Source organism: Nocardia sp. NPDC060220, assembly GCF_042727815.1.
Taxonomy (GTDB): Bacteria; Actinomycetota; Actinomycetes; order Mycobacteriales; family Mycobacteriaceae; genus Nocardia.
In genome coordinates, this window is record NZ_JBHWZY010000084.1 from 1 (window position 1) to 13,501 (window position 13,501).

At 67.0% G+C, this 13,501-nt stretch carries 13 protein-coding genes; 12 read left to right on the top strand and 1 reads right to left on the bottom strand.

The window, feature by feature from the left end:
• Positions 1-419: TetR/AcrR family transcriptional regulator (locus ACFWF3_RS06855; protein WP_379312822.1), on the bottom strand; the 419-nt coding region annotated here is incomplete at its 3' end.
• 103 nt (positions 420-522) lie between these two features.
• Between ACFWF3_RS06855 and ACFWF3_RS06860 the strand changes: the two genes are divergently transcribed.
• The 12 genes from ACFWF3_RS06860 (at position 523) to ACFWF3_RS06915 (ending at position 13,482) form a co-directional block, all read left to right on the top strand.
• Positions 523-1,233 carry an SDR family NAD(P)-dependent oxidoreductase gene (locus ACFWF3_RS06860; RefSeq protein WP_379312823.1) on the top strand — a complete coding sequence of 237 codons (711 nt, stop codon included), beginning with the start codon at positions 523-525 and terminating at the stop codon, positions 1,231-1,233.
• Between the two features lie 56 nt (positions 1,234-1,289).
• On the top strand, positions 1,290-2,048 hold the full coding sequence (locus ACFWF3_RS06865) for a MerR family transcriptional regulator (RefSeq protein WP_379312824.1): 759 nt from the start codon (positions 1,290-1,292) through the stop codon (positions 2,046-2,048).
• 111 nt (positions 2,049-2,159) lie between these two features.
• Positions 2,160-2,570 (top strand): hypothetical protein, encoded by a 411-nt coding sequence (locus tag ACFWF3_RS06870; RefSeq protein WP_379312825.1) that lies wholly within the window; start codon positions 2,160-2,162, stop codon positions 2,568-2,570.
• 79 nt (positions 2,571-2,649) lie between these two features.
• Positions 2,650-3,195: a hypothetical protein gene (locus ACFWF3_RS06875; RefSeq protein ID WP_378989489.1), complete on the top strand. Its 546-nt coding sequence runs from the start codon at positions 2,650-2,652 to the stop codon at positions 3,193-3,195.
• A gap of 91 nt (positions 3,196-3,286) precedes the next feature.
• Positions 3,287-3,940, top strand: a complete 654-nt coding sequence (locus tag ACFWF3_RS06880) for a hypothetical protein (RefSeq protein ID WP_379312826.1) — start codon at positions 3,287-3,289, stop codon at positions 3,938-3,940.
• Positions 3,941-4,211: 271 nt separating this feature from the next.
• On the top strand, positions 4,212-5,450 hold the full coding sequence (gene glf / locus ACFWF3_RS06885; protein WP_379312828.1) for a UDP-galactopyranose mutase: 1,239 nt from the start codon (positions 4,212-4,214) through the stop codon (positions 5,448-5,450).
• A gap of 8 nt (positions 5,451-5,458) precedes the next feature.
• Positions 5,459-7,369 carry a glycosyltransferase gene (locus ACFWF3_RS06890; RefSeq protein WP_378989552.1) on the top strand — a complete coding sequence of 637 codons (1,911 nt, stop codon included), beginning with the start codon at positions 5,459-5,461 and terminating at the stop codon, positions 7,367-7,369.
• Between the two features lie 74 nt (positions 7,370-7,443).
• Positions 7,444-7,956 carry a phosphatase PAP2 family protein gene (locus tag ACFWF3_RS06895; RefSeq protein ID WP_364403367.1) on the top strand — a complete coding sequence of 171 codons (513 nt, stop codon included), beginning with the start codon at positions 7,444-7,446 and terminating at the stop codon, positions 7,954-7,956.
• 26 nt (positions 7,957-7,982) lie between these two features.
• On the top strand, positions 7,983-8,915 hold the full coding sequence (locus ACFWF3_RS06900) for a decaprenyl-phosphate phosphoribosyltransferase (RefSeq protein ID WP_378989492.1): 933 nt from the start codon (positions 7,983-7,985) through the stop codon (positions 8,913-8,915).
• Between the two features lie 4 nt (positions 8,916-8,919).
• On the top strand, positions 8,920-10,815 hold the full coding sequence (zomB, locus tag ACFWF3_RS06905; RefSeq protein ID WP_379312829.1) for a flagellar motor control protein ZomB: 1,896 nt from the start codon (positions 8,920-8,922) through the stop codon (positions 10,813-10,815).
• A gap of 233 nt (positions 10,816-11,048) precedes the next feature.
• The gene (locus ACFWF3_RS06910; RefSeq protein WP_378637999.1) at positions 11,049-12,119 is read left to right on the top strand and encodes an alpha/beta hydrolase; all 1,071 of its coding nucleotides are present in this window, start codon (positions 11,049-11,051) and stop codon (positions 12,117-12,119) included.
• 301 nt (positions 12,120-12,420) lie between these two features.
• Positions 12,421-13,482, top strand: coding sequence for an alpha/beta hydrolase (locus ACFWF3_RS06915; protein WP_378989494.1), 1,062 nt, complete (start codon positions 12,421-12,423; stop codon positions 13,480-13,482).
• Positions 13,483-13,501: the final 19 nt, after the last annotated feature.

Below are 13,501 nucleotides of genomic sequence, written 5' to 3' on the forward strand. Positions count from 1 at the left end.
CCGGCTTGCTGGGCGCGGACGATGATGCGGCGCATGAGGCTGTGGCCGTATTCGCGTGCGCGTTCGACGGCGGCGCTGGGGGGATTTCGCAGCGCGAGGTCGCCGAGAATGCGGTCGGACGCCTGGAGTTCGCAGATCTTCTCGACCAGGAAGACGAACGACTCCCACGGGTCGGTCATGTCGAGTGCCTGTTCGGCGACCCGGCCGCCCGCTTCCAGCCGGTCGGCGACGGCGGCGGCGATCAGTGCGTCGCGGGTGGGGAAGCGGTTGTAGAGGGTGCCGATCGCGACGCCCGCGTGGGCGGCGATGTCCTTGAGCGGAGCGTCGAGCCCGCGTTCTTCGAAGATCTCGCGGGCTGCCGTCACCAGCGCGACGCGGTTGCGTTCGGCGTCACTGCGCAACGGCTTGTCCTCGGGCATCCGCTGATCCTACAAATCCGGTGGCCGAAATATCTTGAGCATGGGTTCAACTTAGTGCTATGTTCGGCATAACTTGAACCAACACTCAACTTAGGGGTATCGGATGAGCACGCTCGCGATCTTCGGCTACGGACCAGGACTCGGCGCCGGAACAGCACGACACTTCGGCCGCAACGGTTTTCGGATCGCGGTGATCGGACGCGACCCGGTAGAACGCGCCGCGGCGCTGCGTGCGGAGGGCATCGACGCCGAACCGTTCATCGCCGACGTGACCGATCCCGCGCAAGTGCTCGACGTGATCGGCCGGGTCGAGGAGAAGCTGGGGCCGATCGACGTCGCGCTGCATGCGGCGGCCGCCGACATGTCGGTGCGCAGCGCCACGACCATCGACGTCGACCTGCCGTCCCTCGCCCTGCCGATCGCGCTCAAGGTGCACTCGCCGATCCTGCTCACTCGCGCCCTGCTGCCCGCGATGCTCGCCCGCGGCAGTGGCACGCTGCTGTTCACCTCCGGCGCCTCCGAGCAGTATTTGCAGCCCTACCTGGCCAATGTCGGGGTCGCGTTGGGGGCCCAGCGCGCCTACGTGCGGCAGCTGGCACGCGAAGTGGACGGCACCGGCGTCTATGTCGGGCTGTTCGCCATCGGCTCGCTCATCGAGAACAGCGCGGTCCAGGCGGTCATCGACGCGAATCCCGACCTCGTGCCCCCCGGACTGGTGCTGCCGCGGATCGATAATGCCGAGCTGGGCGCGCGGTTGTGGCGCATGTACACCGAGCGCGACACGGTGGAGGTCGAAGTCGGCTTCGCGTCTTGACCTTGACGTAGCGTCAACTTGCAGAGTGGAGGGACCGACGAGAAAGGGAGCAGGTCATGGTGGGTGAATGGGCCATTCAGGACCTCGCGAAGGCCGCGGGAACCACCAGTCGTACGTTGCGCCACTACGGGCAGCTCGGGCTGTTGGAGCCGAGCCGGATCGGGGCCAACGGCTATCGCTACTACGACCAGACCTCTCTTGTTCGGCTGCAGCGAATTCTGCTGCTGCGCGAACTCGGCCTCGGCCTTCCCGTGATCGCCGAGGTCCTCGCCGGGGAACAGGACACCGCCGGTGCGCTGCGCACCCATCTGGCACTGCTTCGGCAGCAGCAGGATCGGGTGGCGCGACAGATCGAATCGGTGTCGACCACTCTGCACAAGACGGAAAGAGGTGAACCACTCATGGCCGCAGAGGTTTTCGATGGTTTCGACCACACGCAGTACAAGGACGAAGTCACCGAGCGCTGGGGTAAGGAGGCCTACGAGAGCGGCGATCGCTGGTGGCGTTCGCTGACCGAGGCCGAGAAGAAGGGCTTCCAGCAGACCCAGCTCGACATCGCCACCGACTTCGGAAAGGCCTTCACCGCAGGACTTCCCGTGGAAGGCGACGTCGTCCAGGCGATCGTCACCCGGCATCGCGCCTGGCTCGGCGTCGGCACGCAGGGCAAGGCGGTATCGAACGAATACCTGCTCGGCCTCGGCGAAATGTACGTCGCCGACCCTCGCTTCCGGGGCAACTACGACGTGCACGGCCAGGGCGTGGCCGAGTACATCCTCGAAGCCTTCCGCGCTTACGTCGCAGCTCATCCCGCCTGAGCGGTTGACGGGCGCACGATCGGGTAGTGAGGTGACAATCGCCCACACCGTGCTCGATCGGGCGTCGCGCCGTATAACTGACGGCGACGTCGAGAAATAGCGGGGGCAGTGGTGGAACAGGTGCGGCCGGAGCGGCCTTCGCGTGCGGTGACCGCGCTGATCGCGGGCTGGCTCGGGGTGCTGGTCGGCGCGGCGGGAATCTTCGTCGGCACGGCGACCGCCGTACTCCGGGTGCTCGGGCGCGAGATCGACCTCGACTACGTGGGCGCGGGGATCGTCGGCGGGCTCGGGGTGGTGTATCTGCTCGGGGCGGTGCTGCTGTTGCGTCGGCGGATGCTCGGCAGGCGAATGCTGCTCACCATGGCCGCGGTGATGGCGGGGGCGACGTTGCTGGTCGTCGTACTCAACGGGGCCGGCCACGGCTGGCGGTTCGGGCCGCTGGACGCGTGGCTGGTGCTCAACGTGGTGATCCTCGCGCTCAGCCTGAGTGAGCCGACGCGGCGCTGGACCATCACGCGATAGGGCGTAGCGGTGGCGGTCGGCTCGACGCGCGTGCTTCCCGAACTCGGTACGTCGCGGCTGATGGCGCTACGGTCGGGGGATGGTCGTGCTGGAGACGAAGTCGAAGAGCGGTGAGGTGGCGGCGATCGTCGCCGGGTGCCTCGCGGGGATCGCCGCCGCGGCGAATCTGGTGGGTGCGGTGGTTCTCGTGCGGTCGTTCCTGAGCGATCCGGGCGAACTCGACGACTCGCTCACACTGTTCGCCACGCTCGGCGGGCTGGTGTCGATGTTCGCGTTCGCTTACGGCGGCCTGCTGCTGGCGCGCAGGGACGACACCGGGCGCTGGGTGATCGTGGTCGCCGCCGGCGCGCAGCTCGCCCTCGGGGCGCTCGGCCTGCTCGCCGCGCTCGTGAACTACGACTCCGGGTACGGAATCCACTGGTTCGCCGACGAACCCGTCATCCGCTCGATTGCGACCGGCCTCGGCGGGGTACCCGGCGCGGTGACGGCGATCGTGAATCACAGCTGGGCGGCGGCACTTTCGGGCGCGCTGTTCGGTGGGCTCGTGCTGTTGTCCGCGGCACTGCCGTGGACCGCGGCCTACACACTCGCTCGCCCGGACGATGTTGCCGGACCGAACGTATAGTTTCAGCAGGTCAGCATTGCCGTGGAGGGTGCTGCGAGGCCGGGAAGCGAGTTAGCGGCTTCAGGGACAGCTCGCCAGGAGGGGGAACACGATGGGGTATCCGTACGGTCCACAGCAGGGTCACGACCCGTACGCGGGGCAGGGGTATGCGCAACCCGGTTACGGACCCGACCCGTACGGCGGTCAGCCGGGCTATCCGCAACCCTACGGCGCACCCGTCCAAAACGGTTATGGCGCACCGGCTTACGGCGCCGCGCCCTATCCGTACGCGCCGGGCTACGGTGAGCCGCGAGCGGGCGGCGGCACGGCGATCACCGCCGCGGTCATCTCACTGCTGCTGTCACTGCTCGCACTGGCCGGCCTCGGTATCGCCGCGGCGATCCTGTTCGGCGAGAACACCGGAAGTGCCGCCGGGGACGAGGTTCGATCCGCGGCGACCGTCAGCCTGCTGATCGGTGCCGCGGTGGGCCTGCTGTGGTTGCTCGGCGCGATTCTGCTGTTCCGCCGCAAGACCGCGGGCCGGGTGATCCTCATCCTGCTTTCCACGCTTGCCCTGGTCTTCAGTGCGATATCGATCGTAGCGGCGGTCTCGACCGGGTCGGAAGAGCCGGCGGTCACCCTGGTCGGCGGGATAATCACCAGCATCATCCCCCTGCTGATCCTGGTTCTGGCGGCCGCTCCGTCCACGGGCCGCTGGATCCGGGCAGGGCGGCCGAGCGGCTATCAGCATTACCCGCAGTACTGACGGTCGACGCCAGCTGTTCGACCGGCAGTGATGGCCGGCAGGAGAGGATTCGCGGGGTAGCCGGACTGCCCACAGCAGGGCTACGACCCCTACGCGAGGCATCTACCGGCCGCTGGATCCGTGCCGGACGACCCGGCAGATACCCGCCTCAGGGGCACTGACGGTGGACTCGGGGCAGGCTCGCTTTCATCTGGGATGAATCGGCCCTGGTCAAGGCGTGGTCGGAGACTCCGCCGGGACAAACGGTGGTCTTCCGATACGCTGGGCACCCGTGACCGCCGCATCGTCCTCGGGTAACTCCGTCAACGCAGATTCCAATGCCCCGGCAAACCAGTACGACCTGATCGTGGTCGGCTCCGGTTTCTTCGGGCTGACCGTCGCCGAGCGTGCAGCGAACGTGCTGGGCAAGCGGGTATTGGTGATCGACCGCCGCTACCACCTGGGTGGCAACGCCTACTCCGAACCCGAACCGGAAACCGGTATCGAGATCCACAAGTACGGCGCCCACCTGTTCCACACGTCCAACAAGAAGGTCTGGGACTACGTCACCCAGTTCACCGAGTTCACCGGGTACCAGCACCGGGTCTTCGGGCTGCACAAGGGTCAGGCGTACCCGCTGCCGATGGGCCTCGGCATGATCTCGCAGTTCTTCGGCCGCTACTTCACCCCGGAAGAGGCTCGCAAGCTCATCGCCGAGCAGGCCGCCGAGGTCGAATCCGCCGACGCGCAGAACCTCGAGGAGAAGGCGATCTCGTTGATCGGCCGCCCGCTCTACGAGGCGTTCATCCGCGACTACACCGCCAAGCAGTGGCAGACCGACCCGAAGGAACTGCCCGCGGGCAACATCACCCGCCTGCCGGTGCGCTACACCTTCGACAACCGCTACTTCAACGACACCTACGAGGGTCTGCCCAAGAACGGCTACACGAAGTGGCTGGAGAACATGGCCGCCTCCGACCTCATCGAGGTCAGGGTGAACACCGACTGGTTCGACGTGCGTGACGAGATCGTCGCGGCCAACCCGGAAGCACCCGTCGTCTACACGGGCCCGCTGGACCACTACTTCGACTACGCCGAGGGCGAATTGGGCTGGCGCACCATCGACCTCGAGACCGAAGTCCTCGAGACCGGCGACTACCAGGGCACCAGCGTCATGAACTACAACGACGCCGACGTCCCGTTCACCCGCATCATCGAGCCGCGCCACTTCCACCCCGAGCGCGACTACCCGACCGACAAGACGGTCATCATGCGCGAGTTCTCCCGCTTCGCGCAGACCGGCGACGAGCCGTACTACCCGATCAACACCCCCGAGGACCGCGCCAAGCTGCTGGCCTACCGCGAGCGGGCCAAGCAGGAGACCGCCGAGAAGAAGGTGCTGTTCGGCGGCCGTCTGGGGACCTACCAGTACCTGGACATGCACATGGCGATCGGTTCGGCGCTGAGCATGTTCGAGAACGTGCTGCGTCCGCACCTGGAATCCGGCGCGGCATTGGTGGACGAGGCGTGACGAAAGCCATGCTCGAAGACGTGACCACCGAAACTCGCGCCATCTCGCTGCTGCAGCGGGTCATCCTGCCGCGGCCGGGTGAGCCCCTCGACGTGCGGACCCTCTACCTGGAGGAGTCCACCACCAACGCCCGTCGCGCGCACGCCACCAGCCGCACCGCGCTGTCGATCGGCGCGGAGTCGGAGGTGTCGTTCTGCACCTACTTCAACGCGCTGCCCGCCAGCTACTGGCGTCGCTGGAGCGTGCTGAAGTCGGTGGTCCTTCGCCTGGAACTGGCCGGGCACGGCCGCGCCGACGTCTACCGGTCCAAGGCCGACGGTTCGCGAATTCACGTGCAGGGCAAGGAGTTCGCCGTCGCACAAGGCGCGGACTCGGTGGTCGTGGAATTCGAAACCGATCTCGGCCCGTTCGAAGACGGCGGCTGGATCTGGTTCGACATCACCACCGACACGGCCGTCACGCTGCTGTCCGGCGGTTGGTACGCACCGCAGGAAGCGGCGGGCACCGGCTCGATCGCGGTCGGCATGCCCACCTTCAACCGGCCGACCGACCTGGTCAAGACGCTCGGTGCGCTCGGCTCGGATCCGTTGGTGCTCGGCAACATCGCCGCGGTGATCGTCGCGGACCAGGGCAACCGCAAGGTGGTCGACGAGCCCGGCTTCACCGAAGCCGCCGCGACACTCGGCGACCGGCTCTCGATCTGTGATCAGCCCAACCTCGGTGGTTCCGGCGGATACAGCCGGGTCATGTACGAGGCGCTCAAGACCGACGCCGAGTACATCGTCTACATGGACGACGACATCGAGATCGAGCCCGACTCCATCCTGCGCGCCCTCGCGTTCTCCCGGTTCGCGAAGTCGCCGCTGCTGGTCGGCGGGCAGATGCTGAACCTGCAGGAGCGTTCGCACCTGCACAGCATGGGCGAGGTCGTCGACCGCGGGATCTTCATGTGGTCCTCGGCGCCGAATGTCGAATACGACCACGACTTCTCGAAATACCCGCTCAAGGACCGCGACAACTCCAAGCTGCTGCACCGGCGCATCGACGTCGACTTCAACGGCTGGTGGACCTGCGTGATCCCGCGTCAGGTCGCCGAACAGATCGGTCAGCCGCTGCCGCTGTTCCTCAAGTGGGACGACGTCGAGTACGGCCTGCGCGCCCGCGAAGCCGGCTACCCGACCATCACCCTGCCGGGTGCGGCGGTGTGGCACATGGCCTGGTCCGACAAGGACGACGCCATCGACTGGCAGGCCTACTTCCACCTGCGCAACCGCCTCGTGGTCGCGTCCCTGCACCTGCCCGGCGACGGCAAGCCGATGATCGTGAACACGATCAAGGCCACCCTCAAGCACCTGCTGTGCCTGGAGTACTCCACGGTCGCCATCCAGAACGAGGCGATCCGCGACTTCCTGGCCGGTCCCGAGGGCCTGTTCGACCTGCTCCCCACCGCGCTGGGCAAGATCCACGGCATGCGCAAGGAGTTCCCGGACGCCGTGGTCGTGCCCTCGTCCACCGAACTGCCGCTGGCCAACCGCCACGGCGTCGGCGCGGTCGGCGAACCGGGCAACCCCATCGCCAAGGTCGCGCGCCTGGCCAAGGGCGTGGTGCACAACTTCCGCAAGGCCGATCCGGCCGCCTACGAGACGCCGCAGCTCAACGTGCCGACGCTGGACGCGCGCTGGTACCTGCTCTCGCAGGTCGACGGCGTCACCGTGACCACCGCTGACGGCCGCGGTGTCGTCTACCGCAAGCGCGACCCGCGCCAGGCCCGCGACCTGCTCAAGGAAGCCATGCGCCTGCGCAAGGAACTCACCGCCCGCTTCCCGGAGATGCAGCAGCGCTACCGGGCCGCGCACGCCGAGCTCACCAGCACGGCGGCGTGGGAGAAGACCTTCGGCCTGAACGGAACCGCGAAGTGACCGACACCGAACTGCCCGAGCTCGAGCTGGCCGAGGAAGGCTGCTGCGGCGGCTGCGATTGCAGCGGCGACTACGTGGAGGTCCCGGTCGAGGTCGCGATCCTCAACGCCGTGCAGGGCACCATCGGCAGCAACCCGGCCGTCGTCTCCGCCGCGCGCGGCATGTCGCACTTCGGCGAGCACGCGCTCGGCTGGGTCGGCATCGCCGCCGCGGGCTGGCTGGTCGACAAGCCGCGCCGCCGCCAGTGGGCCGGTGTCGCGGTCGGCGCGGTCGGCGCGCACGCCGCGTCCATCGTGATCAAGCGGATCGTTCGCCGCCCGCGCCCCAACGATCCGTCGGTGCAGGTCAACGTGTCGACGCCGAGCAAGCTGAGCTTCCCGTCCTCGCACGCCACGTCCACCACGGCCGCGGCGGTGTTGCTCGGGCGGCTGACCGGGCTACCCTTGCCAGCGGTGATCGTCCCACCGATGCTGCTGTCCCGAGTTGTACTCGGGGTGCATTACCCTTCCGACGTGATCGCCGGTTCCGCTTTGGGGGCCGCGTCGGCTGCTGCCGTGCTAGCCGCCGAAAAGAGACTCCGACAGTGACCGCAACTGAAAGAACTTTGGCCCAGATGAGCGAAGAACCGTCCGCCGCCGTCCTTGACGAGGGTGCTGTGAAGGGCCCGCCGAAGACGCTGCTCGGTGGTGTCATCAAGGCCATGCGCCCACGTCAGTGGGTCAAGAACGTCCTGGTGCTCGCCGCACCGCTCGCCGTCGGGCCGGAAGCGGTGGGCGATGCGGGTGTGCTCGTGCATGTCGCGATCGCGTTCATCGTGTTCTGCATGGCGGCCTCGGGCATCTACCTGGTCAACGACTCGCTCGACGTCGACGCCGACCGGGCGCACCCGACCAAGCGGTTCCGGCCGATCGCGGCGGGCGTCGTTCCTGTCAACCTGGCTTACGCGCTGTCGGCGGTGCTGCTGATCGGTTCGATCGCCGGTTCGTTCCTGGCATCGTGGCACCTGGCCGTGGTGATGGCGATCTACATCGGCATCCAGCTGGCCTACTGCCTCGGGCTCAAGCACCAGGCCGTGCTCGATATCTGCATCGTGTCCTCGGGCTTCCTGCTGCGCGCCGTCGCCGGTGGCGCGGCGGCCGGAATCGCGCTGTCGCAGTGGTTCCTGCTGATCATGGCGTTCGGCTCGCTGTTCATGGCCGCGGGCAAGCGGTACGCCGAACTGGCGATCGCGCTCGACACCGGCGCCAAGATCCGCAAGTCGCTCGAGTACTACACCCCGACCTACCTGCGCTTCATCTGGACGCTCGCGGCCACCGCGGTCGTGGTCTTCTACGGCCTCTGGGCCTTCCAGCAGGACTCGGCTCGAGACACCCAGTGGTACTCGATCTCGATGATCCCGTTTACCATCGCAATCCTGCGTTACGCGGTCGACGTCGATGGTGGCGAGGCCGGTGAACCCGAAGAGATCGCGTTGGGGGACCGCATCCTGCAGTTCCTCGCTATTGCCTGGATCGGAGCGGTAGGTGTCGCTGTCTATCTCACCTGACGAGATGTTGGTAGCGGAGCAGGATTCAACCGAAGACGAGCAGCTACGCGACGACGAGTCGCCGCGTCCTGACGCGCGTTCCTCGGTTCTGTCCCGCGCCATCTTCGTCGGTGGGGTGGTCATCACCGCCGCGCTGTTCACGGTGGGTGCGTGGCAGCGGCGCTGGATCGCCGATGACGGCCTGATCGTGCTGCGCACGGTCCGCAACCTGCTCGCGGGCAACGGCCCGGTCTTCAATGCCGACGAGCGGGTCGAGGCGAACACCAGCACCGCGTGGACCTACCTGGTCTGGTTCTTCTCCTGGCTCACCCAGGCCCGCCTCGAGTACGTGGTGCTCGGGGTGGCGCTGGTGGTCTCGGTGCTCGCGGTGGTGTTCGCGATGCTCGGCACCGCGCGGCTGTGGGGCGGAACCAGCGGGCAGTTGCTGATCCCGGCCGGTGTGCTGGTCTACATCGCGCTGCCGCCCGCGCGTGACTACGCGACCTCCGGGCTGGAGAGCGGCCTGGTGATCTGCTGGGTCGGGCTGCTGTGGTGGTTGATGATCCGCTGGAGTCAGGCCGCCGTCGTCCGCGTGCCGAGCCTGTTGGGCCTGGTGTTCCTGGCCGGGCTCGCGCCGCTGGTTCGTCCCGAGGCCACGCTGATCGGCGTGCTCGCGCTCGGGATGATCTTCCTGGCGCCGATGCCCGCGTTCCGGTTCGGGCCGATCGCGCTGCGGGCGCTGATCGTGTTCGTCGCCGGGATCGTGCCGGTGGGGTACCAGATCTGGCGGATGGGCTACTACGGCCTGCCCTACCCGAACACCGCGGTCGCCAAGGACGCGGGCGGGGCCAAATGGGGGCAGGGCGCCATCTACCTGTGGGACCTCGTCGGTCCGTACTACCTGTGGATTCCGCTGCTCGTGCTGCTGATCGCCGGTGTGGTGGCCGGGGTCGCACGCGGCTTCGCGCTGCCGCAGTTCTCGGTGGCGGGCCTGCGTGCGTGGCTGCGTTCGCCGAGCGCGGTCGTGGTGATGGTGCTCGGCAGCGGTCTGCTGCTCACCGTGTACGCGGTGCGCGTCGGCGGCGACTTCATGCACGGGCGGATGCTGCTCACGCAGCTGTTCCTGCTGCTGTTGCCGGTGGCCGTGGTCCCGATTCCGGTGCGATCGCGGCGCAGCGACTGGTCTGTCGGACTGCTGTTGATCGCGCTGCTCGGCACCGCGGGCTGGTCGCTGTACGCGTCGAACACGACGGCGATCACGACCGGCACGAAGATCCGCTCGTCGGGCATCGTCGACGAGCGCATCTACTACGTCCTCAACACCGGCCGCGACCACCCGATCCTGGCCGAGGACTACCTCGACTACCCGCGTATGCGGGCCATGGTCAACGACATCGCCGCCAACCCCAAGGGCGGCCTGCTGCTGAACTCGCCCGCGTTCACGTTCTGGTACCTCGACCCGCCGCCGGAGCCGATCCCCGAGGAGGGTTCCGGGCACACGGTCTACTTCCTGAACCTGGGCATGACGAGCATGAACGTGCCGCTGGACGTCCGCGTGATCGACCCGATGGGCCTGGCCTACCCGCTGGCCGCGCACTCGGACCGGCTCGCCGACGGCCGCATCGGCCACGACAAGAGCCTGCTGCCGGACTGGGTCGTGGCGGACTCGGGCATGGTCGACATCCACCCGTGGATGCCCTGGTACATGGACGAGAAATGGGTCACCCAGGCGCGCACGGCGATGTCGTGCCCGCAGACCCAGGCGCTGATGATCTCTGTGCGCGAACCGCTCACCCTGGACCGGTTCAAGCACAACTTCCGCAATGCCCTCGCCTTCTCGAAATACCGGATCGACCGGGTGCCCAAGTACGAGATCCAGCGTTGTGGGCTGGTTGATCCTTTCCCCGAGCCCCCACGCTGAACAGGCCCGGCCGGTCGGTATCGATACCCGTCGACCTATGACACACACCGGCTGGCCAGGCCTTATTTAGTGGTGTTCGCCGCTAAATCACTTTTCGGTAACGCCAAGCTATGTATGTAGCGATATGGTCACTGGAGGAACGGCCCGTCGGCGCACTGGTGTGCCGGTAACTAGTCGGCGGTCATTGCAACCGCGGTTCCGCGCGAACCGCATGAGGAAAGGCCCATAACAGAATGCGTGGCGGACGTCTCAGAGCCCGGGGAGCCGGCTGGCTCAAACGATCGGTGCTTCTCTCCCTGGCTGTAGTGCTGCCGATCGGTGCGGCTGTGGCCGGTCCCACCGGCACCGCGACGGCGGCCTTCGATCCCACAGGTTTCGACTTCTGGGTCGACTCGGAGATGGGCCCGATCAAGTCGCGGATCTTCCGCGCGGCCGATGGCAACACCAATCGGGTCGTGTACGCGCTCGACGGTATGCGTGCGGGCGACGACCTCAGCGGCTGGGAGAAAGACACCAATGTCGCCCGCGCGCTGATGGACGCCAACATCAACGTCGTGATGCCGGTCGGTGGCCAGTCCAGCTTCTATGCCGACTGGAACGCGCCGAGCAGCTTCTTCGGCCTCGACGCCGGTTCGGGTGGTAGCTCCACCGGTTCGGCGGCGACCGGTTCGGCGATGACCGGTTCGTCGGTCGCGCCCACCCAGGTGGCGGGCAAGAAGAACACCTACAAGTGGGAAACCTTCCTCACGAGCCACCTGCGCAACGCGCTGTCGGCGCGCTTGGGCTTCAACCCCAACAACAACGGCGTGTTCGGTCTGTCGATGGGTGGCTCCGCCGCGCTGACGCTGGCCGCCTACCACCCCGACCAGTTCAGCTTCGCGGGCTCGTTCTCCGGGTACCTGAACATCTCGGCGCCCGGTATGCGCGAAGCCATGCGCGTGGCGATGGTCTCGGCGGGCGCGTTCAACATCGACGCGATGGCGCCGCCGTGGGGCCAGCAGTGGTTCCACATGGACCCGTTCGTCTTCGCCCCGCGCCTGGTCGGCAACGGCACCCGCATCTGGGTCTCCGCGGCCAGCGGTATTCCCGGCGCCGGTGACGTGTCCAACCCGATGGAGATCGTCCAGGGCGTCCCGCTGGAGCTGCTCGCGATGGTGAACAGCCGCGCGTTCCAGGTCCGGATGGCCACCCTCGGTGGCGGCAACGCCCACTTCGACTTCCCGATCACCGGCGTGCACAACTGGCGCAACTGGGAGACCGAAGTCAACCGCATGATCCCGGACCTGTCCGCGAACATCGGCTAGTCACTCCAGCTCCACCCGAAAACCGCCCGGTGCCTCGTCAGCGCCGGGCGGTTTTCTTCGTTTTCGTCACGATCCGAGCCACAGGCGGTGACGAATCATGTGCGACAGATCACCGGGAGTTGTGCTCTGGGTCACTTTCCAGCAACATGTAGACCATTCGTCACCGATTTATACACAGTGAGCATGCGTCGAGGTTGAATCGTCCGTTTTGCCCTGGATTGGTTTCTCTCGACGTCCGATGAGGGATCCGACTGCGTAGCTCGGGATTTGCGCGTTCGGTCTGCGAGAAAGGTCTAGTCGAATGCGAACACTGCGCCGCAAGCGTAGGCCCGTGAAGACCGCAGCCCCTGGTTCGTGGGCTCGGCGCTGGGCCGCGGGCGTATCCATGGCTCTGCTCGTTCCGATCGCGACGGCCGTCACCGGAGGAATCGCCCCCGCCTCGGCCGGCTTCAACGGCAATGCCTTCGATTTCTGGGTCGATTCCGGGATGGGTCCGATCAAGTCGCGCGTGCTGCGCGCCGCCGACGGCAATACCAACCGTGTCGTCTACGTCCTCGACGGCATGCGCGCACCGGAGACGCTCAACGGCTGGGAGATCGAAACCGATATCCCCAACGCGCTCGCCGCGGCGAATATCAATGTGGTGATGCCCGTCGGCGGCATGTCGAGCTTCTACGCCGACTGGAACGCGCCGAGCGATTTCTTCGGTATCGCGGGCAACGGTGCGCCGTCGTCGGGTTCCGGCGCGGGCAACGCGCTGGCCGGTGGACCGGGCAAGAGCTACCGCTATCAGTGGGAATCGTTCCTCACCGGCGATCTGCGCAACGCGCTCGCCGACCGCCTCGGCTTCAACCGCTTCCGCAACGGCGTGTTCGGCCTGTCGATGGGCGGCTCGGCCGCGCTGACGCTGGCCGCCTACCACCCGGACCAATTCTCCTTCGCCGGTGCGTATTCGGGGTACCTGAACATCTCGGCCCCCGGCATGCGCGAGGCCATCCGGCTCGCGATGCTCGACGCGGGCGGCTACAACGTGGACTCCATGGCACCGCCGTGGGGCCCACAGTGGCTGCGGATGGACCCGTTCGTGTTCGCCCCCAACCTGGTGGGCAACAACACCCGGCTGTGGATAGCGGCCGGCTCAGGCTTGCCGACGAGTACCGACGGCCCGAACATGGGCACCGTCAACGGGATGGCGCTGGAAGCCTTGGCGCTGGCCAACACCAAGGCTTTCGAAGTCAGGATGGCGACTCTGGGCGCCCGTAACGTCACCTACTCTTTCCCGGCCTTCGGCATCCACGCCTGGAACAACTGGAATGACGAAGCACTGCGGATGATCCCGGATTTGTCGAACAACATCGGCTAGCCGATCTCCGGAAACGCCC

Coding starts and splice junctions, on each gene's coding strand:
- ACFWF3_RS06865 (WP_379312824.1), top strand. CDS start 1,290: ATGGTGGGTGAATGGGCCATTCAGGACCTCGCGAAGGCCGCGGGAACC.
- ACFWF3_RS06915 (WP_378989494.1), top strand. CDS start 12,421: ATGCGAACACTGCGCCGCAAGCGTAGGCCCGTGAAGACCGCAGCCCCT.
- ACFWF3_RS06890 (WP_378989552.1), top strand. CDS start 5,459: ATGCTCGAAGACGTGACCACCGAAACTCGCGCCATCTCGCTGCTGCAG.
- ACFWF3_RS06880 (WP_379312826.1), top strand. CDS start 3,287: ATGGGGTATCCGTACGGTCCACAGCAGGGTCACGACCCGTACGCGGGG.
- ACFWF3_RS06875 (WP_378989489.1), top strand. CDS start 2,650: ATGGTCGTGCTGGAGACGAAGTCGAAGAGCGGTGAGGTGGCGGCGATC.
- ACFWF3_RS06860 (WP_379312823.1), top strand. CDS start 523: ATGAGCACGCTCGCGATCTTCGGCTACGGACCAGGACTCGGCGCCGGA.
- zomB (WP_379312829.1), top strand. CDS start 8,920: ATGTTGGTAGCGGAGCAGGATTCAACCGAAGACGAGCAGCTACGCGAC.
- ACFWF3_RS06910 (WP_378637999.1), top strand. CDS start 11,049: ATGCGTGGCGGACGTCTCAGAGCCCGGGGAGCCGGCTGGCTCAAACGA.
- ACFWF3_RS06900 (WP_378989492.1), top strand. CDS start 7,983: ATGAGCGAAGAACCGTCCGCCGCCGTCCTTGACGAGGGTGCTGTGAAG.